At 49.5% G+C, this 26651-nt stretch carries 34 protein-coding genes; 27 read left to right on the top strand and 7 right to left on the bottom strand.

The window, feature by feature from the left end:
* Window positions 1–75 precede the first annotated feature (75 nt).
* Entirely contained in the window at window positions 76–1317 is a 1242-nt protein-coding gene (locus RYZ59_RS04770; RefSeq protein WP_318045605.1) for an O-antigen ligase family protein, read from the bottom strand.
* A 311-nt stretch (window positions 1318–1628) separates the two neighbouring features.
* Between RYZ59_RS04770 and RYZ59_RS04765 the strand changes: the two genes are divergently transcribed.
* The 3 genes from RYZ59_RS04765 (at window position 1629) to coaD (ending at window position 4630) form a co-directional block, all read left to right on the top strand.
* On the top strand, window positions 1629–2618 hold the full coding sequence (locus RYZ59_RS04765) for a glycosyltransferase (protein ID WP_318045607.1): 990 nt from the start codon (window positions 1629–1631) through the stop codon (window positions 2616–2618).
* Window positions 2619–2864: 246 nt separating this feature from the next.
* Window positions 2865–4142: a lipid IV(A) 3-deoxy-D-manno-octulosonic acid transferase gene (waaA, locus tag RYZ59_RS04760; protein WP_137382107.1), complete on the top strand. Its 1278-nt coding sequence runs from the start codon at window positions 2865–2867 to the stop codon at window positions 4140–4142.
* An 8-nt stretch (window positions 4143–4150) separates the two neighbouring features.
* Complete coding sequence (gene coaD, locus RYZ59_RS04755; RefSeq protein WP_318045610.1) at window positions 4151–4630, top strand: pantetheine-phosphate adenylyltransferase; 480 nt, start codon at window positions 4151–4153, stop codon at window positions 4628–4630.
* Between the two features lie 49 nt (window positions 4631–4679).
* Here coaD and mutM read toward each other — a convergent pair whose 3' ends face one another.
* The 4 genes from mutM to radC all read right to left on the bottom strand — a co-directional run bounded on the left by mutM (window position 4680) and on the right by radC (window position 6896).
* Window positions 4680–5489: a bifunctional DNA-formamidopyrimidine glycosylase/DNA-(apurinic or apyrimidinic site) lyase gene (gene mutM, locus RYZ59_RS04750; protein ID WP_318045612.1), complete on the bottom strand. Its 810-nt coding sequence runs from the start codon at window positions 5487–5489 to the stop codon at window positions 4680–4682.
* Window positions 5490–5587: 98 nt separating this feature from the next.
* Window positions 5588–5755: a 50S ribosomal protein L33 gene (gene rpmG / locus RYZ59_RS04745; protein ID WP_003024094.1), complete on the bottom strand. Its 168-nt coding sequence runs from the start codon at window positions 5753–5755 to the stop codon at window positions 5588–5590.
* Between the two features lie 20 nt (window positions 5756–5775).
* The gene (rpmB, locus tag RYZ59_RS04740) at window positions 5776–6012 is read right to left on the bottom strand and encodes a 50S ribosomal protein L28 (protein ID WP_003024071.1); all 237 of its coding nucleotides are present in this window, start codon (window positions 6010–6012) and stop codon (window positions 5776–5778) included.
* A 218-nt stretch (window positions 6013–6230) separates the two neighbouring features.
* Window positions 6231–6896, bottom strand: coding sequence for a RadC family protein (gene radC, locus RYZ59_RS04735; protein ID WP_202037399.1), 666 nt, complete (start codon window positions 6894–6896; stop codon window positions 6231–6233).
* A 171-nt stretch (window positions 6897–7067) separates the two neighbouring features.
* On the opposite strand from radC, the gene coaBC reads away from it, so the two are divergent.
* The 3 genes from coaBC to slmA all read left to right on the top strand — a co-directional run bounded on the left by coaBC (window position 7068) and on the right by slmA (window position 9437).
* Window positions 7068–8288, top strand: a complete 1221-nt coding sequence (gene coaBC / locus RYZ59_RS04730; RefSeq protein ID WP_318045662.1) for a bifunctional phosphopantothenoylcysteine decarboxylase/phosphopantothenate--cysteine ligase CoaBC — start codon at window positions 7068–7070, stop codon at window positions 8286–8288.
* The gene (gene dut, locus RYZ59_RS04725; protein WP_170974356.1) at window positions 8266–8724 is read left to right on the top strand and encodes a dUTP diphosphatase; all 459 of its coding nucleotides are present in this window, start codon (window positions 8266–8268) and stop codon (window positions 8722–8724) included. Before coaBC ends, dut begins: the two co-directional genes overlap by 23 nt.
* A gap of 116 nt (window positions 8725–8840) precedes the next feature.
* The gene (gene slmA, locus RYZ59_RS04720; RefSeq protein WP_003827257.1) at window positions 8841–9437 is read left to right on the top strand and encodes a nucleoid occlusion factor SlmA; all 597 of its coding nucleotides are present in this window, start codon (window positions 8841–8843) and stop codon (window positions 9435–9437) included.
* A gap of 66 nt (window positions 9438–9503) precedes the next feature.
* Here the strand turns inward: slmA and pyrE are convergent, their stop codons facing one another.
* Together pyrE and rph are read right to left on the bottom strand one after the other, a co-directional pair.
* Window positions 9504–10145, bottom strand: coding sequence for an orotate phosphoribosyltransferase (gene pyrE / locus RYZ59_RS04715; RefSeq protein ID WP_137382110.1), 642 nt, complete (start codon window positions 10143–10145; stop codon window positions 9504–9506).
* A 65-nt stretch (window positions 10146–10210) separates the two neighbouring features.
* A complete protein-coding gene (gene rph / locus RYZ59_RS04710; RefSeq protein WP_003024054.1) occupies window positions 10211–10927 on the bottom strand; it encodes a ribonuclease PH in 717 nt (238 codons plus the stop codon).
* Between the two features lie 125 nt (window positions 10928–11052).
* On the opposite strand from rph, the gene RYZ59_RS04705 reads away from it, so the two are divergent.
* From RYZ59_RS04705 to RYZ59_RS04605, 21 genes are all read left to right on the top strand, one after another.
* Window positions 11053–11916, top strand: coding sequence for a YicC/YloC family endoribonuclease (locus RYZ59_RS04705; protein WP_202037398.1), 864 nt, complete (start codon window positions 11053–11055; stop codon window positions 11914–11916).
* 189 nt (window positions 11917–12105) lie between these two features.
* On the top strand, window positions 12106–13374 hold the full coding sequence (locus tag RYZ59_RS04700) for a tyrosine-type recombinase/integrase (protein WP_318045617.1): 1269 nt from the start codon (window positions 12106–12108) through the stop codon (window positions 13372–13374).
* Window positions 13375–13466: 92 nt separating this feature from the next.
* Complete coding sequence (locus RYZ59_RS04695) at window positions 13467–14348, top strand: hypothetical protein (protein WP_032635306.1); 882 nt, start codon at window positions 13467–13469, stop codon at window positions 14346–14348.
* A gap of 105 nt (window positions 14349–14453) precedes the next feature.
* Window positions 14454–14672: a helix-turn-helix transcriptional regulator gene (locus RYZ59_RS04690; protein ID WP_001705541.1), complete on the top strand. Its 219-nt coding sequence runs from the start codon at window positions 14454–14456 to the stop codon at window positions 14670–14672.
* Window positions 14672–15106, top strand: coding sequence for a hypothetical protein (locus RYZ59_RS04685; protein ID WP_318045621.1), 435 nt, complete (start codon window positions 14672–14674; stop codon window positions 15104–15106). The genes RYZ59_RS04690 and RYZ59_RS04685 overlap by 1 nt, the downstream gene beginning before the upstream one ends.
* Before the next feature lie 13 nt (window positions 15107–15119).
* Window positions 15120–15707 carry a Bro-N domain-containing protein gene (locus RYZ59_RS04680; RefSeq protein ID WP_318045623.1) on the top strand — a complete coding sequence of 196 codons (588 nt, stop codon included), beginning with the start codon at window positions 15120–15122 and terminating at the stop codon, window positions 15705–15707.
* The gene (locus tag RYZ59_RS04675; RefSeq protein ID WP_318045625.1) at window positions 15707–16204 is read left to right on the top strand and encodes a hypothetical protein; all 498 of its coding nucleotides are present in this window, start codon (window positions 15707–15709) and stop codon (window positions 16202–16204) included. The genes RYZ59_RS04680 and RYZ59_RS04675 overlap by 1 nt, the downstream gene beginning before the upstream one ends.
* On the top strand, window positions 16201–16905 hold the full coding sequence (locus tag RYZ59_RS04670; protein ID WP_318045627.1) for a host cell division inhibitor Icd-like protein: 705 nt from the start codon (window positions 16201–16203) through the stop codon (window positions 16903–16905). Before RYZ59_RS04675 ends, RYZ59_RS04670 begins: the two co-directional genes overlap by 4 nt.
* Complete coding sequence (locus RYZ59_RS04665) at window positions 16902–17165, top strand: nicotinic acetylcholine receptor subunit beta (protein WP_318045629.1); 264 nt, start codon at window positions 16902–16904, stop codon at window positions 17163–17165. The genes RYZ59_RS04670 and RYZ59_RS04665 overlap by 4 nt, the downstream gene beginning before the upstream one ends.
* The gene (locus tag RYZ59_RS04660) at window positions 17162–17383 is read left to right on the top strand and encodes a hypothetical protein (protein ID WP_001651014.1); all 222 of its coding nucleotides are present in this window, start codon (window positions 17162–17164) and stop codon (window positions 17381–17383) included. The genes RYZ59_RS04665 and RYZ59_RS04660 overlap by 4 nt, the downstream gene beginning before the upstream one ends.
* Window positions 17380–18006, top strand: coding sequence for a hypothetical protein (locus tag RYZ59_RS04655; RefSeq protein ID WP_318045631.1), 627 nt, complete (start codon window positions 17380–17382; stop codon window positions 18004–18006). The genes RYZ59_RS04660 and RYZ59_RS04655 overlap by 4 nt, the downstream gene beginning before the upstream one ends.
* Window positions 18007–18015: 9 nt before the next feature.
* Window positions 18016–18354: a prophage protein gene (locus RYZ59_RS04650; protein ID WP_047389497.1), complete on the top strand. Its 339-nt coding sequence runs from the start codon at window positions 18016–18018 to the stop codon at window positions 18352–18354.
* On the top strand, window positions 18347–20788 hold the full coding sequence (locus RYZ59_RS04645) for a toprim domain-containing protein (protein WP_318045635.1): 2442 nt from the start codon (window positions 18347–18349) through the stop codon (window positions 20786–20788). Before RYZ59_RS04650 ends, RYZ59_RS04645 begins: the two co-directional genes overlap by 8 nt.
* A gap of 317 nt (window positions 20789–21105) precedes the next feature.
* Complete coding sequence (locus tag RYZ59_RS04640) at window positions 21106–21408, top strand: hypothetical protein (protein WP_318045637.1); 303 nt, start codon at window positions 21106–21108, stop codon at window positions 21406–21408.
* Window positions 21405–21839, top strand: a complete 435-nt coding sequence (locus tag RYZ59_RS04635) for a single-stranded DNA-binding protein (protein WP_318045639.1) — start codon at window positions 21405–21407, stop codon at window positions 21837–21839. The genes RYZ59_RS04640 and RYZ59_RS04635 overlap by 4 nt, the downstream gene beginning before the upstream one ends.
* A gap of 11 nt (window positions 21840–21850) precedes the next feature.
* The gene (locus RYZ59_RS04630; protein WP_203452522.1) at window positions 21851–22132 is read left to right on the top strand and encodes a PerC family transcriptional regulator; all 282 of its coding nucleotides are present in this window, start codon (window positions 21851–21853) and stop codon (window positions 22130–22132) included.
* A 916-nt stretch (window positions 22133–23048) separates the two neighbouring features.
* Window positions 23049–23618, top strand: a complete 570-nt coding sequence (locus tag RYZ59_RS04625; protein WP_318045643.1) for a hypothetical protein — start codon at window positions 23049–23051, stop codon at window positions 23616–23618.
* Window positions 23619–23675: 57 nt separating this feature from the next.
* A complete protein-coding gene (locus RYZ59_RS04620) occupies window positions 23676–23861 on the top strand; it encodes a hypothetical protein (protein WP_318045645.1) in 186 nt (61 codons plus the stop codon).
* 120 nt (window positions 23862–23981) lie between these two features.
* A complete protein-coding gene (locus tag RYZ59_RS04615) occupies window positions 23982–24524 on the top strand; it encodes a plasmid pRiA4b ORF-3 family protein (protein WP_318045647.1) in 543 nt (180 codons plus the stop codon).
* A gap of 152 nt (window positions 24525–24676) precedes the next feature.
* Window positions 24677–25690, top strand: a complete 1014-nt coding sequence (locus RYZ59_RS04610; protein ID WP_286470931.1) for a DNA-binding protein — start codon at window positions 24677–24679, stop codon at window positions 25688–25690.
* A gap of 8 nt (window positions 25691–25698) precedes the next feature.
* Window positions 25699–26160 carry a type II toxin-antitoxin system death-on-curing family toxin gene (locus RYZ59_RS04605; RefSeq protein WP_286470930.1) on the top strand — a complete coding sequence of 154 codons (462 nt, stop codon included), beginning with the start codon at window positions 25699–25701 and terminating at the stop codon, window positions 26158–26160.
* The last annotated feature ends 491 nt before the right edge of the window (window positions 26161–26651 follow it).

The raw sequence follows: 26651 nt of genomic DNA, 5'->3' as shown, positions 1-26651 counted from the left end.
GACTATCTATCATGTTATGAATATTGAGCCTATATTCTCAACTACGTCACATAGGCTCATTTTAATTTTAATTCGTTACCCTGCCGACTCATTTTTGTCATACAACATCAGGATAGCTATGCTGTATAATAAAAAGACATTTATGAACATCTTTTCAAATAAACAATATACCAGAATATAGCCAACAAGAGAGCACAGTAATGAAATGCTAAAAATATCTTTTTGGCTTCTAGCTCGGATATATATGTCTTTAAATGTAATGAAAAAAGCCGCAGTAAACAAAAAGAGACCAATTACCCCAACATTATAAAGAATTATAATAAAGAATGGTTCATCTATATTATAGCCATTGTTCCGTTCAGAATATACCCCGTCATTTTTCGGCGCATTATGGTCCTCTAAATACTGATTGTATGTAGAATTTCCATATCCAATACCAAAGACGGCATTGTTGATATTTTCCATTACTAACGGGAAACGGTCTAAGATAATTTCATCACGACTGGATGTGATGTTATTCATTTGCAGCGTTTGATCGACTTTAATTTTTACCTGACCCACGGTGTTGTAGGCCCCGATAAGCAAAACAACCATTATAACTAGCAAGCCACAGGCGGCAGCCATAAATCTCTTGATGGTTTTACCCACCAGAAATGAAATCAGGAAAATCTCTACAACAACTGCTAATATCCCTGCCCGACTCCCGGTGTATGATAAAAAGACAAATGCAAGTGCGGAAATGATATATAATACTGTTTTCAGGAAGTGATTATTGAATAAGATCGCCCCTGTTAATACAAAAGGAAATAGCATAACAACATAGAATGCGAAACCATAGCGAAGCTGTAGATACAGTTCCTGCGGGTTATTTTTTATAATTCTTAAAATCGGCACCACTAAGATAATATAGGATAGAGTAAGTATCGCACCAATGACAAAGACCTGTCTCAGTGAGGTTGTATGCTTACTGAATGCGCCAAAAAACAACATCATCACTAACGGGTAACGCCAGTCTTTTATCAATATGATAAAAGCATCAAGAGACTTATCTTCATAGGTGAAAAATACTATACAGAAAACACACCATAACGTGAAGAGTAACAATAATTTTCTCTTCTGCATGAGATCGAGCACAATGTTTTTAATATCTATTTTATTGGCTTTAATATAGTAAATAGATAAAACTACAGCGAGCACAGAGGTCATATTTAGCACCCCTTGATTATCTATCGTAAATAACCCAAAAATCATTAAAACCAATACAAGTTTGCTTAAAATCAAGATATTACCATTTTGACTGTATCTTACTTGATTCATAAAATTCAAATCTCACTTCTTCAAATTGCCTTGTTAATCAACGACAAACACTCGCTCGCACGATTTATGGGGCATATCTTATTATATAACATCGTAAAAATCCCCCATTAATTTTAGTCTCTTCCTCTCACCGTGTACCTTCATTCTGGTCACAAAAAGATTTTCACATAACATAATGATTAATAAAAGAAATTTAGTCTCCAAGTATCTCTTTCCTTCCTTTACAGTTTGTTCTATTCTATGCCGACAGGAGAGCCATTTTGTCTTACATAAACACGCGTGCACTCTGAAAGAATCAAAAGGAAAAAGATGTGAAAGAAAATATAATAAAATATATTAAGAATGCACATATTGAAAATGACGATAAAAAAAGTACATGTGTCAATATTACCTATGGCGCTGACAAACCCTTTCTCTACGGTACGGGCGTTTCAATAACATCGGTACTTTTAAATAACCAGGATCTGAACTTCCACTTCCATATTTTCACTAATTATCTTGATGAACATCAACTTCATCTTTTTTCTGTCCTGGCAAGTCAATACAATACCCGCATTACGTTTTATGTACTGGATGATAATGAATTAAAAAATCTACCTACTGCATCTAAGGCATGGAATTACTCAATCTATTTCCGACTTATTGCAATCGATTACTTTGCCGATAAACTCAGCAGCATTATATATCTAGACTCTGATATTATATGTAAAGGAAGTCTTGCCTCGTTACTCACGGAAGAATTTAATGGCAATGTATTAATGGCTGTTCATGATAGCTTTGTCGATACGTCTGCTGTTGCCGGCATAAATCCAGGCCTGTACTTCAACTCAGGCTTTATGTATTTTAATCTTCCAGAATTAAAAGATACTAATTTGACTCTACAGGTCATTTCAAAGGTCAATGAAAACCGTTTCTCACATCCCGATCAGGATGCGTTGAATATTCTCTTTAATGATCGCGTAAAAATTCTGGACCATAAATTCAATTCATTCTTTAACATCGATACGTTAGCCAAGAAAGGGGGGGATGCCTTTAAAATCACATCACAAACGGTATTCATTCATTATGTCGGCGTCACTAAACCCTGGCATGACTGGGCGCAATATTATGCTGAAGTAGAATACTTCAAAATAGCCAGAGCGAATTCACCGTGGAAAGATATTCCTTTATTGGCACCCACTACGTATAAACAGCTATCGCGAAAAAGCACACATTTAAAACACAATGGCCAACTCCTCGGTGCTTTTATTTTCTATGTTAAGTATTTAGTTAACAAGTACCAAACACAGAAAAAACTCTAATACATTGATATTATTGTATTTTTAGGAATGGTTATGTTTCTGGCATATTCTATAAAGTGTTCGGTTTTTATGACCATAACCATTCCGTTTTTAGCCTTCCACTGCAGAGATTACCAAGCGGGACAACACAACTCAGGCCCCCTTTCTCGTGATCCGTACAGTTTCCTCAAAAAATCAGCAAAAATGATGGTAAAGCCATAGTTAAATACATAGAATCCCCAGCACATCCATAAGCCAGCTACTATTATGCTAGAATTGCTTTACACCGCTCTTTTCTACCTTATTCAGCCTTTGATCTGGATACGGCTTTGGGTGCGCGGACGTAAAGCTCCGGCGTACCGTAAACGCTGGGGTGAACGCTACGGTTTTTATCGCCGCCCACTGAAACCAGGCGGCATCATGCTCCATTCAGTTTCCGTGGGTGAAACGCTGGCAGCAATCCCATTAGTCCGCGCTCTGCGACATCGTTACCCGGATTTGCCGATCACGGTAACAACCATGACGCCAACCGGTTCTGAGCGCGTGCAATCTGCTTTTGGCACAGACGTTCAACATATCTATCTTCCCTATGATTTACCGGATGCACTGAACCGTTTCCTGAATAAAGTTGACCCCAAACTGGTGCTAATTATGGAAACCGAGCTCTGGCCAAATCTGATCGCCGCTCTGCATAAGCGCCATATTCCGCTGGTCATCGCCAACGCACGCCTTTCCGCTCGTTCAGCCGCTGGCTACGCTAAATTAGGGAAATTTGTTAGCAGGCTATTACGCCGCATTACGCTGATTGCTGCACAAAACGAAGAAGATGGCGCTCGCTTCATTACATTGGGAGCCAGAAGCAATCAGGTCACCGTCACCGGTAGCCTGAAGTTCGATATTTCCGTCACCCCACAGCTGGCCGCTAAAGCGGTTACGTTACGACGCCAGTGGGCACCTCATCGCCCGGTATGGATTGCGACCAGCACGCATGACGGGGAAGAAAGCATCATCATCGCAGCTCATCAGGCGCTGTTACACCAGTTCCCGAATCTTTTATTGATTCTGGTACCCAGACACCCTGAGCGCTTCCCGGATGCCATTAACCTCGTACGCCAGGCTGGTCTAAGCTTTACCACACGCTCTTCTGGCGAAGTTCCGTCCTCAAGTACCCAGGTGGTTATTGGCGACACGATGGGTGAGTTGATGCTGCTGTACGGCATTGCCGATCTTGCTTTTGTCGGCGGCTCTCTGGTTGAGCGTGGTGGGCACAACCCACTGGAAGCAGCGGCACATGCCATTCCTGTATTGATGGGCCCGCATACCTTTAACTTCAAAGACATTTGCGCCCGACTGGAACAGGCAAGTGGGTTGATTACCGTCACCGACGTCACCACGCTGGTGAAAGAGGTTTCGTCCCTACTGACCGATGAAGATTATCGTAATTTTTATGGTCGCCATGCGGTTGAAGTACTGTATCAAAATCAGGGCGCGCTACAGCGTCTGCTGCAGCTGCTGGAACCTTACCTGCCACCCAAAACGCATTGAGGGCTGTCATGCAAAAACGGGCGATTTATCCAGGAACCTTCGATCCCATAACTAACGGCCATCTTGATATCGTGACACGCGCGACAAGCATGTTTGATCACGTGATCCTGGCAATTGCCGCAAGCCCCAGTAAAAAACCGATGTTCACGCTGGAAGAACGCGTTCAACTGGCCCAGCAGGCAACGGCGCATCTGGGTAATGTAGACGTCATGGGATTTAGCGATTTAATGGCAAACTTTGCCCGCGATAATCAGGCTAATATTCTGATTCGTGGCCTGCGCGCGGTAGCAGATTTTGAGTATGAAATGCAGCTGGCGCACATGAACCGCCACCTAATGCCGCAATTGGAAAGCGTCTTTCTGATGCCTTCTAAAGAGTGGTCGTTTATTTCATCATCGCTGGTTAAAGAAGTCGCCCGCCACCAGGGTGACGTGACCCACTTCCTGCCCAATAATGTTCATCAGGCGCTAATGGATAAGCTGAAGTAGCGCATTTAGCCGGGTAAGCCGACAAGGTTTATCCGGCCTGCAATGAATGTTATTTCTGACAGCGACGGCAGTAGAACGTCGTTCGCTGAGCGTGCTTAGTCGCAACAATTGGCGCTCCGCATACGCGGCAAGGCTCACCTTCATGTCCATAAACCTGTAATTCCTGAGCAAAATAGCCTGGCTTACCGTCACTTTGCAGAAAATCTTTCAGCGTCGTTCCACCCTGCTCGATAGAGCGCAGCAATACAGCCTTAATCACGCGCACCAGCAGCTCACACTCATCTTTCGACAGTGATGATGCCAGGCGGTCAGGATGAATGCCAGCCGCAAAGAGAGACTCACTGGCGTAGATATTTCCCACCCCCACCACCAGCTTGTTATCCATCAGCCAGGGTTTTATCGCCGTTTTCTTCTTTGCGCATTTCTGCTGGAGATAAACAGTGTTGAAATCGTCGCTCAGCGGCTCTGGGCCAAGATGAGCGAGGACATTATGTCCATCCAGTTCTTTTGTCCACAGCCAGGCGCCAAAACGCCGAGGATCGGTATACCGCAGGACTTTGCCATTACTCATCACTAAGTCGACGTGATCATGCTTTTCTGCGGGAAGTTCTTCAGGAAGAATACGCAGACTACCCGACATCCCCAGATGAATGATAATCCAGCCATCCGCCAGTTCCAGCAGCAGGTATTTCGCGCGGCGCTGTACGCTCAGTACAGGTTTATCGCTCAGGCGATAGATTTCCTCAGATACCGGCCAGCGCAAACGACCATTACGCACAGTGGCGTGTAGAATCGTCGCCCCTACCAGATGCGGCTCAATACCACGGCGACTGGTTTCGACTTCAGGTAATTCAGGCATAGCATCTCCGGCGCTGTAACAGGTCTCATTAATATGGGGACGGCCAGAAAACAAAAAACCCCGCCGAGGCAGGGTTTTTCTTTACATCAAAACGAAAATTATTTGATTTTCGCTTCTTTGTATAAAACGTGCTGACGAACAACTGGATCGAATTTTTTCAGTTCCAGTTTTTCCGGCTTAGTACGTTTGTTCTTCGTAGTGGTATAGAAGTGACCAGTACCAGCAGAAGAAACCAGCTTGATTTTCTCACGAATACCTTTAGCCATGATTTATTTCCTCTTAGTACTTAGTACTTTTCGCCACGGGCACGCAGTTCGGACAGAACTGTTTCGATGCCTTTCTTATCAATTACACGCATACCTTTAGCAGATACACGCAGGGTGACAAAACGCTTCTCGCTCTCAACCCAAAAACGGTGAGAGTGCAGGTTAGGCAGGAAACGGCGTTTAGTCGCGTTCAGTGCGTGGGAACGGTTGTTACCGGTCACCGGACGCTTGCCAGTAACTTGGCAGACTCGGGACATGTCTATTCTCCAAAAATCAAATTAGCTCGAGCTTCGTATGGGGTATCGGCGCCTCGTCAGGCTTTACAGCCCGGTCATCGCATAGTTCTAAGTGAACTCTCGATTGCCAGGCCCAAATGCCAAACCCGAGATTCTCAAAGGTGGCGTAGTATACGCTGACCCGGCGTTATGCTCAAGTCCCGAACAGACAAAGATCCCGATGGATCGCGTAAAGTGCGTTAAATCCAACCGCGTTCCGCAAAAGAAACGTACTCTCCGCGCCCAATGACCAGATGATCAAGCACCCGGATATCCATGAACTGACAGCATTTCACAACACGCTCGGTGATGAGTTTATCTGCTTTACTCGGCTCTGCACAACCAGAAGGGTGATTATGCGCAAGGATCACCGCTGACGCATTCATTTTTATCGCTTCGCGGACAATTTCTCGCGGATGCACCTCAACATGGCTAAGCGTGCCGGAAAAAAGTTTGCTGTGTTTAATCACGCGATGTTGAGAATCCATAAAGATCACCAGAAAGATCTCGCGTTCCTCTTGCGCGAGCTGGCTTTGCAGAAATTCTCGCGCCATTTCCGGGCTAAGTAACGCGCGCTCCTCCATCACTCGCACGTTATGGTAGCGCCTTGCCAGTTCGGCAATCCCTTTAAGCTGTGCATACTTCGCAAGGCCAATGCCGTGAACGTGGCTAAACGCCATATAGTCTGCTGATAACAGGCCATACAGCGAACCAAAATGCTGAATCAATTCTTTTGCCAGCGTCAGCACATCTTTACTCAGAATCCCGGTGCGTAAAAAAAGCGCCAGCAGCTCAACATCGCTAAGTGAACCAGCCCCCTGCGCCAACAGTTTTTCCCGGGGCATCATACGTCCTGTATTTTCCATGCTTCCCCCTCCTTTCGCGTCCGCATAGTGGCATAACGCCTGTCGCGAATCGACGCTCTGTTATCGCTTCTTCGTAGCGGCTCGCAAACTGAAGCGCGGGCAAAAGCACGACTCATTGCGGATTGTGATAAAATATCCGCCTTCTGGTGAAACCCAACAGGAAAGATCATGATGAGCCTGGCCGGTAAAAAAATCGTACTTGGCGTCAGTGGCGGTATTGCTGCGTACAAAACCCCTGAGTTGGTGCGTCGTTTACGGGAACGCGGCGCTGACGTCCGCGTGGCGATGACCGAAGCGGCAAAAGCGTTTATTACTCCCCTGAGCTTACAAGCGGTTTCGGGTTATCCCGTTTCCGACAGCCTGCTTGACCCCGCAGCCGAAGCCGCAATGGGTCATATTGAACTGGGTAAATGGGCCGATTTGGTTATTCTGGCCCCCGCCACGGCAGATCTGATTGCTCGCGTCGCAGCAGGTATGGCCAACGATCTGGTTTCAACAATCTGTCTGGCAACTCCTGCTCCTGTTGCAGTGCTGCCGGCCATGAACCAGCAAATGTACCGCGCCGCCGCCACTCAACATAATCTTGACGTCCTCGCCTCCCGCGGTTTGCTTGTTTGGGGACCCGACAGTGGTAGTCAGGCATGTGGCGATATCGGGCCTGGCCGTATGCTGGATCCCTTAACAATTGTGGATATAGCGGCAGAACATTTTTCGTCTGTAAACGATCTGCAACATCTCAACATCATGATTACCGCGGGCCCAACGCGCGAACCGCTGGATCCCGTGCGTTATATTTCCAACCACAGCTCTGGGAAAATGGGATTTGCTATCGCCGCCGCTGCCGCAAAACGCGGGGCAAACGTCACGCTGGTATCGGGTCCTGTTTCGTTACCCACACCGCCATTTGTGCAGCGCATTGATGTAATGACCGCGCTGGAAATGGAAGCAGCCGTGCAATCTTCAGTGCAGCAGCAGCATATTTTTATTGGCTGCGCCGCAGTTGCTGATTACCGCGCGGAGACCGTCGCCCACGAAAAAATCAAAAAGCAGGCGACGCAGGGCGATGAATTAACAGTAAAAATGATCAAGAACCCGGATATTATTGCCGGCGTTGCCGCACTGGATGCTAACCGTCCTTTTGTCGTTGGGTTTGCCGCCGAAACAAATAATGTGGAAGAATATGCCCGGCAAAAACGCCTCCGCAAAAACCTTGATGTGATCTGTGCGAACGATGTTTCGCTTTCTACTCAAGGATTTAACAGCGACAGCAACGCATTACACCTTTTTTGGCAGGATGGAGATAAAGTCTTACCGCTTGAGCGCAAAGAACTCCTGGGCCAATTATTACTCGACGAGATCGTGACCCGTTATGATGAAAAAAATCGACGTTAAAATTCTGGACCCGCGCGTAGGGAAACAATTTCCGCTCCCGACGTACGCCACCTCTGGTTCTGCCGGACTTGACCTACGTGCCTGTCTTGATGACGCCGTAGAATTAGCGCCTGGCGCAACGACTCTGGTGCCAACCGGGTTAGCCATCCATATCGCCGATCCCTCACTGGCCGCGGTGATGTTGCCACGCTCTGGTCTGGGTCATAAGCACGGTATCGTACTGGGTAACCTGGTCGGTTTGATTGATTCCGACTACCAGGGTCAGCTGATGGTATCCATCTGGAACCGTGGCCAGGATAGCTTCACCATTGAACCTGGTGAACGTATTGCACAGATGGTCTTTGTACCGATTGTGCAGGCTGAATTTAATCTGGTGGAAGAGTTTGAAGCCACCGATCGTGGAGAAGGCGGCTTCGGCCATTCCGGGCGCAAGTAACCCGTAAAGAAGCATCCCGCAGCGTAATAACGCAATAACATACCGCAAACAGTCGTTTGCGGTCGCTGTGTGGATGCCTGCCTGGCAAGTGCTTATTTTCAGGGGTATTTTGTAACATGGTAGAAAAGCAAACTGCGAAAAGGAATCGTCGCGAAGAAATACTTCAGTCTCTGGCGCTGATGCTGGAATCCAGTGATGGAAGCCAGCGCATCACGACAGCAAAACTGGCAGCCTCTGTGGGCGTTTCCGAAGCGGCATTGTATCGCCATTTTCCCAGCAAGACCCGCATGTTCGATAGCCTGATTGAGTTTATCGAAGATAGTCTGATTACCCGTATCAATCTGATCTTAAAAGATGAAAAGGACACCAACGCACGTCTGCGCCTGATCGTTCTGCTGATTTTAGGGTTCGGTGAACGTAACCCCGGTCTGACGCGCATTCTGACCGGGCATGCGCTCATGTTTGAACAGGATCGTCTGCAAGGCCGTATTAACCAGCTTTTTGAACGCATTGAGGCACAGTTGCGCCAGGTTCTGCGAGAAAAAAGAATGCGTGAAGGCGAAGGTTACACCGTAGATGAAACGCTGCTGGCCAGCCAGTTGTTGGCTTTCTGCGAAGGTATGCTGTCCCGGTTTGTACGTAGCGAATTTAAATATCGTCCAACGGATGATTTCGACACCCGCTGGCCGTTGGTGGCTGCTCAGTTGCAGTAACGGATTCGTTTAGTCCGGCCTACGGGGTTACGTAGGCCGGATAAGCGCAGCGCCATCCGGCAGTTCTTAAACGCCGAACTCTTCGCGATATGCTCGCACGGCTGCCAGATGCTCTGCCATTTCAGGCTTCTCTTCCAGGTAGGCAATCAGGTCTTTCAGGGTAACAATAGAAATCACCTTGCAACCATAGTCTCGTTCTACTTCCTGGATAGCTGAAATCTCGCCACGTCCACGTTCCTGACGATCGAGAGAAATCAATACGCCAGCAAGCCGTGCGCCATTCGCCTGGATAATCTCCATTGACTCACGAATCGCTGTCCCGGCGGTGATCACATCATCAACCAACATCACACGACCTTGTAGCGCGCTCCCTACCAGGTTACCGCCTTCGCCGTGGGTCTTAGCCTCTTTACGGTTAAAGCAGTACGGCAAATCTTTGTCGTGATGCTCCGCCAGTGCAACAGCTGTTGTGGTAGCGATAGGAATACCTTTGTACGCCGGGCCAAAAAGCAGATCAAAATCAATACCGGAATCCACCAGCGCCTCGGCATAAAAACGGCCTAGCAGTGCCAGATCGCGCCCGGTATTAAACAGCCCGGCGTTGAAGAAATAGGGGCTTTTGCGCCCGGATTTCAGCGTAAATTCGCCAAACTTTAGTACCTGCTTGCTAAGCGCAAACTCAATAAACTGGCGCTGATACGGTTTCATGGATTCGCTCCTCATCTCACTTTATTACAGACAAAAAAAAGGCGACTAATCAGTCGCCTTTAAAATCAATTTTCTAACGCCGCCTTCTGCGTCGCTACAATGGATTCGATTCCCCCTCGGGCCAATGCCAGTAGGGTGAGTAGCTCTTCGTGGCTGAACGGCTCGCCTTCTGCCGTACCTTGCACCTCAATAATGCGACCGTCCTCGGTCATCACTACGTTCATGTCGGTCTCTGCAGCAGAATCTTCAACGTATTCCAGGTCGCAGAGTGCTTCGCCATTCACAATACCTACGGAGACCGCCGCAACCATCCCTTTCATTGGGTTGGTTTTCAGCTTACCGCTTGCTACCAGTTTGTTCAGCGCGTCAGCCAAAGCGACACAAGCACCGGTAATGGATGCGGTACGCGTACCGCCATCAGCCTGGATAACATCGCAGTCCAGCGTAATGGTGAACTCGCCAAGGGTTTTCAGGTCAACTGCGGCACGCAGCGCACGCGCAATAAGACGCTGAATCTCCATGGTGCGGCCACCCTGCTTACCTTTCGCCGCTTCGCGCGCGTTACGGGTATGCGTGGCACGAGGCAGCATGCCATATTCGGCGGTGATCCATCCCTGGCCCTGGCCTTTCAGGAAACGCGGAACACCTTCATCAATAGAAGCGGTACACAGCACTTTGGTATCACCAAATTCGACCAGCACGGAGCCTTCAGCGTGTTTTGTATAATTACGGGTCAGGGTGACGGGACGCACCTGATTGGCACTACGACCTGCTGGACGCATGATAAAATCTCCGGCTTGAAACGAATGTGGCTGCGCATTATACGGACTTCCGACGGTTATTCCTATCCTGACAAGACGTGGATGGCTATAATCCTTCCATCTCATCGTCAAAAACAGGAACGTCTATGATCCGCAGCATGACCGCCTACGCCCGGCGTGAAATCAAGGGTGAATGGGGTAGCGCTACCTGGGAAATGCGCTCGGTAAACCAGCGTTATCTGGAAACCTATTTTCGTCTGCCGGAGCAGTTCCGTAGTCTTGAACCTGTTGTGCGTGAGCGCATCCGCACACGTCTGACACGCGGTAAAATCGAATGCACGCTGCGTTTTGAACCTGATGCCAGCGCGCAAGGCGAGCTTATTCTGAATGAAAAGCTCGCTAAACAGCTCGTTAGCGCTGCTAACTGGGTCAAGATGCAGAGCGATGAAGGCGAAATTAATCCGGTCGATATCCTGCGCTGGCCGGGTGTAATGGCCGCTCAGGAGCAAGACCTGGATGCTATTGCCGCTGAAATCCTCGCCACGCTTGACGGTACACTGGATGATTTCATTGTCGCACGTGAAACTGAAGGTCAGGCGCTGAAGGCGCTGATCGAGCAACGCCTGGAAGGCGTCAGCGCTGAAGTGGCGAAGGTACGTGCGCATATGCCGGAGATTCTGCAATGGCAGCGTGAACGTCTGGTGGCCAAACTGGAAGACGCGCAGGTCCAACTGGAAAATAACCGTCTTGAGCAAGAACTGGTGCTGATGGCGCAGCGCATCGATGTGGCAGAAGAGTTAGATCGTCTGGAAGCCCACGTCAAAGAAACCTACAACATTCTGAAGAAAAAAGAGGCCGTTGGCCGTCGTCTGGACTTCATGATGCAGGAATTCAACCGTGAGTCGAACACTCTGGCATCCAAGTCCATCAATGCCGAGGTGACGAATTCCGCGATTGAGCTGAAGGTATTGATCGAGCAAATGCGCGAGCAGATTCAGAATATCGAGTAAGCTATCAGCAAGATTCAAGACGACGCATAAATCACATCAAGCCCGCAATTCAGCGGGCTTTTTTGTTATCATGGGCTATCATAAAGACGCAACAAAGCGCATGATTGTCGTGTACATAGTGGTGTACATAATGCGGTTTATGTACATCGGTTTATGTACACACCCCTATTCAATGTTCAGGTATTCGCAATGCCAAAGATTACAGACATGCAGATCCGCGCATGGATAAAGGCTGGGGACAGATTCGACGGCAAGGCCGACGGCAACGGCCTGTATATTTGCTACCCCAAAAACTACACAGTCCCTTTCTGGCGATTCCGCTATAAGTTCGCAGGGAAACAACGGGCGATGGTAATCGGCTCATATGCCGAGCTATCACTATCAAAGGCCAGAGAGACGGCGAGAGAGCTTTCGGCGCGTGTTGCGCTGGGTTATGACGTCGCGGGAGAGAAGCAGGAACGGAAAGCCGAAGCGCTGGCGAAGATGGAAGCAGAGAGAAACGCCATGCGCGTTTCAGAACTTGCCGCTGAATACTTTGAGCGTCAGATCCTGCCGCGCTGGAAGCACCCCGATATACTCCGCCGCCGTATCGACAAAGATATAAACCCCTGCATTGGCAGCATGAAGGTAGAGGACGTGAAGCCGCGCCATATTGATGACATGCTCAAAGCGATAGTAGACCGTGGAGCGCCCACCATAGCGACGGACGTTTTACGTTGGACGCGCCGCATATTCGACTACGGTATCAAACGGCACGCGCTGGAGATAAACCCCTGTTCTGCCTTTGAGGTTTCGGACGCTGGTGGGAAGGAAGTTAGCCGTGACCGCTGGTTAACACGTGGCGAACTAATCCGACTGTTTCAGGCCATGCGTATGGCGAAGGGATTCAGTCGCCAGAACGAAATCACGTTCAAATTACTGTTAGCGTTATGCGTCCGCAAAATGGAGTTATGCGCCGCCCGCTGGGAGGAGTTCGACCTTGATCAAGCCGTCTGGCGCTTGCCAGAGGAACGCAGCAAAAACGGCGACGCTATAGACATCCCATTAGCACCGCCAGCCGTCGAATGGTTGAGAGAGCTTTACACGTTTTCATGCAATACCGCGTGGGTACTGCCAGCCAGAAAGATGCAAAGCCGGATGATTCCCCATATTCAGGAAAGCACCCTGCCCGTGGCGCTGGCAAAGGTTCGCCATGAGATGCCGGATGTACCTAACTTCACAATTCACGACTTCCGACGCACTGCCCGCACGCATTTAGCCGCGCTGGGCGTTGATCCGGTAGTGGCTGAAAGATGCCTTAATCACAAAATTAAAGGCGTGGAGGGTATCTATAACCGTCACCAGTATTTTGATGAGCGTAAAGCGGCGCTGGCGCAGTGGTGTGATTTGCTGGTGGCACTGGAACGCGGTGAAGATTACAACGTGACGCCTATCATAAAGGCGCATAAGCTATCGTAAGAACAGATTGAGCCTAGTTCGACGGGACGAAAAGCGGATAGCCTTACCGCCTGACTCAATCCTATTTTAGGCATTGCGTGAAAGGTTACGCTATGAGCAAATTGTTCCAGTTAAAAAGTTGGTTGACCATCGAGGAAACCGCAAACAGGTTAACCACAACTCTCGGTGAAAAGGTATCTGTAGCGGATTGTCTACAATTGGCTGTAGAAGGCCACATTACAATTTCAGCAATGCTGGATGAAGGCCGTTACGCTATCGCTTCACAGGTCATCAAAACATCACAACGAAAGGTTTGTGAAAAATGGATCATTGAAACCAATAGCGACGGCGCAGTAATTAGAACCATTGCTGGTGATGAGTTCTATTCTAACGAGCAACTAGATTATGAATACGAAGATATAGAAAGAGTCAGTGATGTTTTTCGTATAAATCATGGCATATACGATCTACCGATGGTTGGGGCAGAATCTTTAGATGTTATGCACGAGTTTGACCTTTCACGCGACAAGGTTCCCCGTGAATTTCACAACATGGAAGGTGCTTTCCTCTTAACAGAATTTGGTCTGGTGAATATTCTGAACGCGTTCAATGAATATGCCATCAAGTCAGATGAAAATGGAAAACCTAAACTGTACGACAAAGAATCACAGAGGTTTGTTGACTTTAGCCTCGATGGTTATCATCCCTTTTTCTATCCTGCTGATGGGCTGGGTAATGTCGAGTTCGTATTCAGAAAAGAAAATATTGCAGAATTTGAAAAGAAAACACTCAGTGATAACAACAGTCTCCTGAACCTCGATGAAAGCCTTTTACTGCTTGGCGCGGTGCTCAACGCTTTAAAAAAAGCCGAACCAACCTCTAAAAGGTGGACACAAGAAGCCCTCAAAGCAGAAATGCTGGATAGGGGTTTAAAATTAAGCTCCCGTTTACTGGATGAATATTTCTCATCGGCTAACAAATCTTTTAAATCATAAAGATAATTTCGCAGCGAAAATCCATTTTTCGTTGCGATGACATCTAATCCCCCTGCTCACATGATTACCGTAACTTCAACAGCTATCACAGGAGTTACAGGACATATGACAGCACATAACGCAGCGCAATCAGCACTTCCTACTACTGGCTATATTCGCCGCTTCCGTATGCCGGAATTGCTGGGCGTTTCCATGCCTACTATTGATCGCTGGGTGAAGAACGGCACACTGCCGCGCCCGGTGAAACTCACCGATAACGTGACCGCCTTTGATGCGGTAGAGATTAATAACTGGCTGGCTGAGCGCCGGGGAAAGGTGGCGTAATGGAAAAGAAAAACCGCCCCGTACAGCAGGCGGCTAACTCAGATATTCGCACGTCTGATATTACGCCGACCACCAGCCCGGTACAAGTACCTAAGCGAACCCCAAAGAAACACCGCGCCCGCGTCTACATGCTACGCACTGGCGTAGAGGGATGGACAGAAAACGACATTCTGCGCTACTGCCGCCTTTCATCCGGTCGCAACTATGCAAGCGAGCTGGAGCGCCGTCTTGATATTCTCCTTGAGCGTATCGACGAGAAGAACCCGGACGGCATCGGCGCACATCTGCGCTACCGGTTTGCCTGCCGTGGTGACGTTCTCCGGGTAATTCAGCTACTCAACCATAACGCCGCCTCTGGTGGCTATACCGGATTATCTCAGCAGGATATTACCGACATTCTGAACCTCTACCCGGACGCGTTTAACGCCGCATAACGGAGCCGAAAATATGACTATCGAAAAAAGCCGATTCAATTCGGAGGCCGCCCCACAATCCTGCGTTACCCAGAAAATTATTCCTCAAGCGGTCGAGGGCGATATTTCTGTTATCCGGTTTGGTGGCATCAAAGTTCGCATCGTCAATATGGGCGGTGATCCGTGGTTTATTGCCAAGGATGTTTGTGCGGCACTGGAAATTGTGGATCACAAAGTGCCTATGCGCCGACTGAACGACAACGAAAAGGAGGGGTATTCAATACCCACCCTTGGTGGCATTCAGACAATGACAATTGTCTCTGAGTCTGGTTTCTACAAACTGATCGCCCGCAGCCGTAAAGCGTCAATCCCCGGAACGGCTGCCAACCGATTCAGCGAGTGGGTATTTGGTGAGGTTATCCCGTCTATTCGTAAAACCGGCTCCTATGGTGTGCCGTTCGCCTTCCTGAACGACCACAGCAAACGCAAAGCAGCTTACGACAAGAAGGCCAGCAAGCGCGGTAAAGACCTGCAAGCCTGCAAAGGTGAGAAGTTCCGCCTTATCGCCGAAGAATCGGAGCTATGGCGCAAATATCAGCCTCAATTGCCGGAGGTTCACTAATGCCCACCGTCCAGAATAAAGCCTTTCCCCTGGCTGGCAGCAAAGAGCCGGACGTGAACGGGCTACCGTTGTCGATGGTTCACCAGTGGCAGGAGTACCCGACTAAACGCTCGTTTGCCGTTTCCGTACCCACGGAGCTACGTCGCCAGTATTACCCCGATGATGCCACTTTTGGTAAAGCGATGCGTGAGGCGGGTTATGTTCCGGTGCGCACCCGAAAACTGACCGGGAAACAGGCGAGCTACTGGCTGTACCGTGTAACGGGCGATGATAAAGGGGTATGCACAGCAGAACCCGCGCCCCGCAAGGCTTCCGCGCCCGTTGTCCAGACCATGACAAAGCCGCATCCGTGGTTTAAACGCGTGGCGCTCGATGGTAAATGGCAGCACGTCTACGCCGACCATATCCGCTTTCTGACGAAGAAGCGTCACCGTGTAGATGGTGTACGTGTGCAGGGTTATACCGCTGGTGGGCTAACCGTAAAGGTGATTGCATGATGTATGCAAATGTTAACGCTAACGACTCAGCAAAACCCAAACGTTATAAGCCAGAAACGGGGGGTATTCTTCCCCAAATGGCTGATGTTGTGGAATGGATTGCTACCGCTGACAACCGCGCCACATGGACTTTCGAGACCAGTACGCGCAAGGGTGAAGGTGTATTTTCGGAGTCCATAAAAAAGGGCTTGCCGACTATCGCCAACCCGGTTTATGGTTATAGCGCACCAGCAAAATCTGGTGCCGGGATTGGCGTCCCGGAAATGATTAAGGCGACACACGACGCGCCTAGCGTCTTTTTTTGTGCCGTTAATCCAACTCACGCTTTTTTCAGCGATGCGGGTATTATTATTCGCGCCGCTCACGAAATAATGGTGGGCTGGATGGGGGCTTCTACGGAAGCGCCGGTTTCCTTGATCGCCGGTTACGCCAACCCTGTTCAGTCCACCACCAGCAAGATTGGCGTCTTTGGTGGTGGGTTTAAAACCCTGATCAAGGAGGCTGCCGCTATGCTGGCTACTACCCCTACCCAAAATCCGCAATTCATCTGGTTAATCGCTGCTGTTCGCCGTGATATGCCGACCATTACCGCCAAAATCCATCATATCGCTGCTGAAACTGAGCGCGAAGCCCGCCGCACTCTGGCGCGGGATCACGTCTGTTTCTTTGCAGGCCGTATCCGTCTGGAGGTGGCAGCATGAACATTAACGCTTTATACCGCCATCCGTCCGAGCTTGAAGCCGAAGCGATGTTATCCCGCGAGCAGGCTTACCCGGATGATTTTACGCTGGCAGACCGAACAGCAGAACGTATGACCCGCGCCCGCAATGGGCTGGCTCACGTTATGACCGATTTAGTCACTCAACTCGACGATGAACAAGCCGCTATCGTGTATTGCTGGTTGAGTAAAGTCCTGACGATTATCGATATAGCCAGAATTGATGCGGAGGCCAGCGCATGAGCCAGTTACAACTGATTGATGCTGCCTGCCAGATTGAACAGGCACAGGCTGTTTTATCCATGTGGCTGGAGAGCACCACCAATAAAACAGATCCCGATTTACCGCGCCTGATTGGTTCCATTCTGACGCTGTTACACGGTGTACCCGAAGCAATGAGCGAGGCTGAAAGCAAGCTGGCTGACCATGTAATGCGTGAATATCGGGAGGGCAAAGCATGAGCAACGTGCTGACCATTAAACCGGGAAATCCCGACCTGTTCCACGCAGAAGCCACACCGCACGGCGTAAACATCATGACCCGCAATGATGCCGGGATGTATGAGCATGTTTGCCTTATTCCCTATTCAGACGCGGTAACTCATCTCGATAGCGGCAGGTATGACGACATCCCTGATGAAGGATTTACCCTGCATCTGGCAGTGGCTGACGGCGGGGAGCGTGGCTGGTTCGACTTCACCCAGCAGCATGAAGTAACCATGTGGCGCTGGCTGATTGCGGCATGTTTCGTTGCCGAAATGAAGCGCGAGAACGGCACAACCACCGTTACAGAGTCTGACGGCACATCGTCGCAGGTGGCGATTTACTCCAATGGCACAGCGGGCATTGTGGTTTACCCGTTTGCTGAACGGCTGGCGATGGCGAACAACATCGAGGGCGCAATGATTGAGCGATACGGCGCTGAGCAGGGTACGGAAAACGCCATTGTGTTCTACCGCGCCATGCTGGATGCGGAGCGCGGAGAGTTAACCCCGTTCGGGCGTGAAACGCTGGCAGAGCTACACGATCACTTCATTGCTGATCTGAATGAAAACGGCTGGCCTGAAATGCCAGTGGCGCACTGAGGGGGCAATATGATTACCAAAAACTTCCGACTGAATGCGCTGGCGAATCAGTATGCCGCAGCGCTGTATGACCATATCAAGACCACCAGCGGCGGCGATTATTTCATGATTGATGCGGATGGCGAGCCTGTTCGCGTGGAGATCGCCGGGGGCGTAAATGGCGTCCGTGACCTTGTAGACGGCTACGCGCTGGAAGCGCTGAAAGAGCATTACCCGCAATGGGAAAGCGTAGGGATCGGGCTACTGGAAAAGTGCGTTAATGCTGGTGGCCTGACTGATACCGGGCGCGAGATATGGCAAAGCATGACCGCCGACATGGGCGCAACGGTAGGGGGTCACAATGCGTAATATCGACCTTATCCGCGAAGTGACCAGCGCCGCAGCAGGGCGCTGGCCTTATGTGCTGGCTGGCCTGTCTATCGACGTGCCTGATTCATCGCGCTGCCATTCCTCATGCCCTGCATGTGGCGGTACGGATCGCTTCCGGTTCGACGACAACGGGCGCGGCGCTCACATCTGCAACCAGTGCGGCGCTGGCGACGGTTTAGACCTGATTAAGAAGGTGAACAACTGCGACACCACAGAAGCGGCGAGGCTTGCCGCTGATGTGCTGGGTATTGATTACCGGGCAGCGGAAACCGATCCGACAGCAGCCAGCCAGAGGCGGGAGCAAATGGAGTCTGAGCGCCAGCAGCGCGAGCAGGAGCGCCAGAAACAGGCCGCAGAAAGCGCAGGGCAGCGCCGGGCTACGTTTGCCAGCCTGTATGCAGAAAAGCGCCAGAGCGTCACACAGGGCGAATCTGAATACCTGATTGCTAAGGGGCTGGACGGGTTCACTTTCCCGCTATTGCCTGATGGTTCAGTCCTGCTTGAGCTGGTGGACGAATCCGGCGCAGTGGCAGCAGCGCAGACCATTACACCGCAGGGAGAGAAGCGACTTCTGACAGGTTCAGCGAAGCGCGGAGCATATCACGCCGTAAACGCACCAGAACAGCCGCAGAGCGTATTAATTGCCGAGGGGCTGGCTACCGCTCTGTCTGTTCACCTGATGCGCCCGGAGGCGCTGACAGTGGCAGCAATCGACGCTGGCAACCTGCTACCCGTTGCCGAAGTGATGCGCCGTAAACACCCGAAGGCGCAAATTATTATCGCCGCAGACAACGACCACCACCAAAACGGAGAAGCCAATACAGGCAGGGAGGCCGCAGAGAAAGCCGCCTTATCCGTGGCTGGCTGGGTATCAATGCCACCGACAGACTACAAAGCCGACTGGAACGACCACCACCAGCAAAACGGGCTGGAAGTCGCTACGGCTGCGTTTAATGATTCGATGTACCAGATTCAGGGGGGAGCCGTGAAACCACAACTACAGGCCATTGAGGGCGGTAAATCCCGCCGTAAAGCCGATGCCGGAGATATTGCACAAATGGCAGCCAGCCAGAAAGCGCGGTTGCTTTCATCTCGCTGGGATATGTTGGCGGTTAACCCTGATAGTGGCGCTGTTTACTGCTACGAATCTGGCGTATGGGTGAAGCTACCAGACAGCGAATTAGAAAGGGTTATGGTGGCAATTTTCGACGAGCACGAAGCCCACTACACCGAAAAGGGGATTAAATCGGTTGTCGCAACCATGAAACTGCAAATCCCGGTAATTGGTGAGCGGAGCGGGGATCTGATTGGTTTTGATAACGGCGTTTATGACCTCGCCACACAGACGTTTTCCGCCCATTCGCCGGGTAACTGGCTGATGAACCACAATGGGATCACCTACACCCCGCCAGCGCCGGGGGAGAATATTTCCACCAGCGCCCCCGATTTTACCCGTTGGCTGAATCATGCAACGGCTGGCGACCATCATAAGGCCGAGCGTATCAAAGCAGCCTTGTTTATGGTGCTGGCGAAGCGTCACGACTGGCAGCTATTCATTGAGGTAACTGGCGAGGGCGGCAGTGGGAAATCCGTATTCAGCAGCATAGCAATCACGCTGGCAGGTGAACACAACGCCGCCAGCGGTAGCATGATGACGCTGGACACCGCACGGGGACGGGCGCAGTTCGTAGGAAAAAGCCTGATTATTATGCCTGACCAGACCCGCTATGTTGGAGAGGGCGCGGGGATTAAGGCCATTACGGGCGGCGATCCGGTAGAGATTGATGGGAAATACGAAAAGCAGTTCACAACCGTGCTAAATGCCGTTGTTATGGCAACCAATAACGAGCCGATGACATTCACGGAGCGAAACGGGGGCATTGCCCGCCGCCGCGTGATATTCCCGTTTAATAACCCGGTATCAGACGCAGACAAAGACCCGGATTTAACCGCAAAAATCAGGCGAGAAATCCCGGTGATTATCCGCCACCTGCTAACCACCTTTGCCGACCAGAACAAAGCAAAGGCACTATTACTTGAGCAGCGCGATTCTCAGGAGGCGCTAGACGTTAAACGCGGCACAGATCCGGTTATCGATATGTGTGCGGCACTTTTTTTCATGAACGAACCCAAAGGCATGATGATGGGCGGAGGTACATGGGCAGGCCAGCCAGAGCCGAGGACGTATCTTTATCATCTTTACCTGGCGTTTATGGAGTATCACGGTCTGGGTAAGCCGCTTTCCGTCAATAAGTTTTCACGCGCCATAAAATCAGCAGCAAAAGAGTACCGAGCCAGCTACCTGACGAGAAGCATTAACGGCAGAGCGCAAACCAACGTGGGCTATAACGAGATGGCTGAGGAGTTCATTCCCCGTGCTTACGGTGTGGAGAGCGGGCAGAGTGATGATTGAAACTTTTACGGCAGCACTTATCCCTACTGCCCTACTAAAAACGAGACGAGGCCAGACGTAGCAAGGATTTAAACTAGGTAGGGATATATATTTTTATCCCTACTTATCCCTACATATCCCTACCAAATAAAACAGGCAGTAAAATGCCGTTGAAGTGATTTAGTAGGGATAAGTAGGGTTATGTAGGGCAACAAAATTGAATGCCTACCAGTCTGAAAGCCTTGCCATTCGTGGCCTGAGCCAGTTAGTAGGGATTGGTAGGGATATTACACCCCCAAAAAGATTCTATGGGGGGTAGCTTAAAACGAAGGTGGGCAATGAATACAGAAACCAGCCAGAAAATGACCTATCAGGAGCGTGAAGCATTGAAGGGGTTTACTGACAAACGCGCATTACAGGGCGACACCCAAAGCCTGCAAATGTCCTTGAGGATGATCGCCCACTGGATGAGGCAGCCAGCAGAAATTGGATTTACAGAATATGCAGCACACTGGACGGCAGCTCAGGCCGGACGTGATGACGGGAATCACTCGACCGCAGCAATGGCGGAGCAGTGGCCTTTAAGGGAAGAAATGAAAATTAGTCCCGGAGGTAGTGACTACATGAGGAAATATCTATGACCGCACAAATTTCAGCATATGGGCGGCTGGTGGCAGCCCCCCAGACTCGCACCACAACGAACGGTAACAACATGGCTATGGCGCGACTGGCGGTGTCACTCCCCTGTAATGCGGCAGAGGCGGGAGAGTCAACCTTCTGGCTGGGCGTTATTGCTTTTGGGAAGCAGGCCGATGCGCTGGCAAAGCACCAGAAAGGCGACCTTGTGAGCGTGGCAGGCAATATGCAACTCAACCAGTGGACAGGGCAGGACGGCGGTACACAGCAGGGGTATCAGGTAGTAGCCGACAGTGTGATCAGCGCCAGAACGGTACGCCCCGGCGGGAAGGCAGGACAGCAGGGACAGGCAACGGACGCGCTGAGACGTGCGCAGCAGTCATCCCGTGATGAATACGACCAGCGCCCACCATTCGACGATGAAACGCCATTCTGAGGGAGATAAGCATGGTCAACGATAGTAAAGCAGAGGCTCTGGAAGCAAAGGGGCTGTATCGCAGGGCTGCGACGCGCTGGCAGGAAGTCATGATGCTTTGTGCTGAGGACGATGATCGGGAATGGGTAAAGCAGCGCCGTGATACGTGTCTGACGAACGCGAAGCGCCCGCCAGTGAAAACCGATGATTACGGCGATCTGCATAAAGCAGTCACTGAGACACAACACCGCATGGGGATAGCGCAACCGAACGGTAACGCCTTCCGGTTAAATGGCGGTAAGAGGCAGCCGTAGGCCACCAGCGGGGGGCGATGGTTCGCAGCCAGGTTCGCACCAGAACGGCTGTAAATTTTGGACTGTATTGGACGGATTTAAAACCTTTGTAGCGCTAAACCCGCTCCAGTCGAGGGCTGGAAGCCAGAGCGTGATTCAGGTCGTCCAGAATATTCAGGTTCGCGCCACTGATTCGCAGTACGCAGTCAGGTAGGCGGCGAAAAGCGCACGAAATTTGGATTGTTCTGGAAGGATTGCGGCGAGGGATCGACAGAAAAGCTTCTCCAGTAAAGGGCTAAAGCAATATTGACTCACTAACCCATCCAAAAACACGGAGCATGGTACGCAGTCAGGTACGCAGCAAAACTGCGCATTCAACGTGCGTACTACCTGACGAATCCTAACGGTGGTATTGCAAACAGAAATTGCGAATTCGCAAAATAGCTCAGAGGGCTGATATTACTAGCGCAGGTTAATCCATTCGCAGTTGGTAGCGCCACGGATATGCTAAGTTTTGCTAAGGTTTTGGGCGCAGTAAATTGCGCAGGAAGTGGTTGAGAAAAGTTGAGTTCTCGCCAGTATTCACAGGTGCGCAAAATTGCGCAATATGAAACCAATTCGCAGCTGCCTATCAGCCTGTAAGGCGCAGCATATCTAGGTTTCTACAGTTGTGCGCAGTACGCAAAGTGGAAAATCCTCCGAATACGAAACCCGAGCATTGCGCAGTAAATTGCGAATTGCGCAGTTAACAAAATATCTGCGCAAAACGAAACGGATACCAATGTGCAAACCATCCTCAAACCCGTGCCATTACTGGATTTATAGATATACAGTGCGCAAAATAGTGCGCAATTCGCAGTCAAATATGCATATTATTTCGTATTCAATTTGCGCACCGTTCGCAGTTAATGCGCAGTAATTCGCAGGAGGTCAGCCAGTGAGAGACAGAACGCGCAGCTATACCACCGACCTGCCCCGCATAGGGTTGCCATTCCTTGCGAACATGCGTAGCAGGCTGGCTGACGCTGAACCCGGGACACAGCTTTCCTGTCAGACAGAGTGCGGAACCCTGTATATCCTCCGACAGGCAGACGGCTATGCCATGACAATCAACGGCGTTACGCGACCAATCAGAATCACTACTACACAGGCTGGCTACGGCGTTCGGCAATGGTACGTTTGCCCCCACTGCATAAAGCGGGTAGCGAAGCTGTATATCGGCAAAAAAGATATTGGCTGCCGGGGATGCTGGAAACTCCACTACAAAAGCCAAAGCGGGGATAAGTTAGATCGGATGCGCATGAGCATACGCCGGCAGCGGTACGCCATTTGGGGAGACGGTGAGCAGTTTCGCAACCTGTTTAACCACCCGAACACTTTTCCTAAGCCAAAGGGGATGCGCTGGGAGACGTTCGAGCGGAAGTTAGCCAGGCTTATACATTACGAGGCTGCATACTGGCGGGCATTCAGTCCGGTTGTCGACAGGATAACCGGCCATATACGGTAGCAATCCGTTTAACGGCTAATACAATGACCGGACACCACCAGCCAACGAGCAATCACCATGACACCACGCGAAATAGCTTTATTGACCACCGCCAAACTGGAGCACGAAGGCCACCAGCTAACCCCGGCAGATCAACGGGAGATAGAACGTTCAGTTAATGCCGATATAGCCCGGCGTGACAAATTCCGCGAAATGATGCGATCACCCGCCTATCAGTGGAGGAAGCCAGAGCCGCGCAGGTAGATACGGGATTATTCCGCATGTAACTTATGCGTATTAAGCAAATTACCTTTATTCACCTTTACAGAATTGTGAGTGCGTCAGTATCGTTATCCTTCCGATTCGCATTTATTCAGGATTTGCATGTACCAGCTAAAGATAACCATCCGAGACAGCAAACCACCAATATGGCGGCGTGTGTTGGTTCCAGAGCAAATCCCCTTTAGTAAACTTCATGCCGTGATCCAGTTAGCTTTTGGCTGGAATGACGAACACCTGTATATGTTCGAGAAAGGGCGTAAAGGTTATCCCGGTAGCGAGTATCGCGTATGGGGTGAGGATGAAAGCATGGGTAACGCGGCAACCACGCCACTATGGGCGGCGCTCCAGAATGAGGGTGACAAGCTGGTTTACACGTATGACTTTGGCGACTGGTGGGATTGCCTTGTTGTACTGGAGAAGCAAACACATGATACCAGCATCCAGCCTGTTAGCTGTTTGCGTGGGAAGGGGACTACCCCGGCGGAAAATTCGGGTGGGTTGCATGGTTACAATGAATTGCTCTTACAGGCCAGAGAGTCTGATAATCCTGAACAGGCCGAGATCCACGATTTCCTGATGATGGATATTGAGCGCCGGGTTTACGACCTAAGCAGCATTAACGACAGATTGCAGGCTCTTAACTGATCCGCATGTATTCACCTGGTATTGCGTTATCAGCGCCGCCAGTATCACAACTAACTGCACATTTTCAGTGAGGTGATCACGCCGGGGGGTAAAACTATTTGCGATATAATGTTACTTTGTGATGCTTCACGCTCCCTCTTAAGGCGATGGATATGGCTAAAGATCTTACTACCTCCGCACACGACCGACAGAACATACTTAATAACGCCTATGCACTAACTCATGCTGAAAAACATATGGCCTTAGGTGGGATTGAGTTCAATGGCGAACGGCTTTTTACAAAAAGTCAGCTAATGGAGATTTTTGGTATCAGTGATGCCACAGTGGAACGGTATATCGCAAATCATAGCAATGAACTCAAAAACAATGGATATCGACTCATAAAAGGAAGGGAGCTTAAAGAATTCAAGGGGTTAGAACATGTCTCCTTCATCAATGAGGGTAACAAGGCACCTACTATTGGGGTGTTTAATTACCGAGCTGTTCTGAACTTTGCCATGCTACTGGTCGAAAGTGAGCAAGCTAAGATTATACGTACACGCCTGCTTGATATTGTCATTGATACTTTAGCTGAAAGGGCTGGTGGGCATACCAAGTACATCAACCAACGCGATGAAAATTACTTATTGGCTTCTTTTCAAGAAGAAAGCTATCGCAAGCAATTCACTGATGCTCTAGATGAATGCGTTGAGGGGAACAATTGGAAGTATGCAAAGTTTACTAACCTTGTATATCAAAGCATCTTTCACGAAGACGCAGCAGAGTACCGTAAAGTATTGAATCTTGCGCAAAAAGAAAAGATACGGGATACCATGTATTCCGAAGTCCTGACTCTTATTGCTGGTTTCGAATCTGGTATTGCACATGAATTAAAACAAGAATTCTCTCGTTTAGGCCGAAGGCTTACACAGCCGGAAGCTGAAACTCTTTTTAAACAATTCGAATCCCATCCATTGTTTAAACCTATGATGCTGGATGCTAGAACCAAAATGGCAAGTAGGGATCTCTGTTTTAGAGACGCGCTGCATGAAAAGCTTGAGGCATACGTAAGAGCTGTACCTGAAGGCGATTTTGAGCGTTTCTTGGGTGAAAAAAGTAAATCGCTTGAAGAACGTTTGAACGACCCTGAAACCCTAGAAGTGTTTAAAAGACTGAAAGATCGCTAGGGGTATCAATGGACGATATAAATTTCAATTATTTTGACATTCATCACGCCATCCGTGTTCATGATTGGATCATTGATAAAACAGGCGGCTTACACGGAATCAGAGACCAAGGGGTACTAGAAAGTGCCCTTGAGCATATCCAAAACGATTGGTACTACCCCGAATTCGTGGATAAGCTATGTCACTTATTCTTTGCAATAAACAAATTTCATGCTTTTACTGACGGAAACAAAAGATCAGGCATCGCCCTTTCAACATACTTTCTTGAGATAAATGGTTTCGGCCATTGTGTACAACTTTTTGTGCGCGAAATGGAAAACATCGCGGTTTGGGTGGCTGATGGGGCGATAGAAAAGGAATTGCTCATAAACATCATCCATGATCTGATCTTGTGCGAAGAAATACTTGAAACAACCAAGCTGGATATCGCCATAGCTGTAATGGAGTTTGACGCCCAAAGGCATGGTTAAAAAAAATACACATTGATTTTATGTGTACACAAGGGTGTACCTAATGAAAAAACGCATTATTAAAAAACCAGTAACCATACTGCCTTGAGGCACCTACTCAATAAACAGATTCAATCGAGTAATTTTGCGTATCATGCCTATGCTATCGTAAAGCACAGGATAGCCTGCTAAATGCGGGCTATCCCTACCGTCAATAAGTGCTGATTGATATAAAATTGGAGTAATTATTTATCTGGCATATATTTGTCGTTATAAAGACTCTTCAGAATATCAACCCGAACAGCGTTGCTGCTGTTCATCTTCACTACTGTCAGTACTTCATCAGACCCCCTGAGGCGCCAGCATTCTGCCTCTATATCGCATTTTTCCTGTTTTTCATAGCCCACCATTGAGAGATATTCACTAATCTTCCCCGGTGATGCTGCCAACTTACTGATTTAGTGTATGATGGTGTTTTTGAGGTGCTCCAGTGGCTTCTGTTTCTATCAGCT

The organism is Citrobacter sp. HN-141, from assembly GCF_033341895.1.
In the GTDB taxonomy this organism is placed as follows: Bacteria; Pseudomonadota; Gammaproteobacteria; order Enterobacterales; family Enterobacteriaceae; genus Citrobacter.
This window is presented reverse-complemented; position numbering and strand designations above follow the sequence as displayed.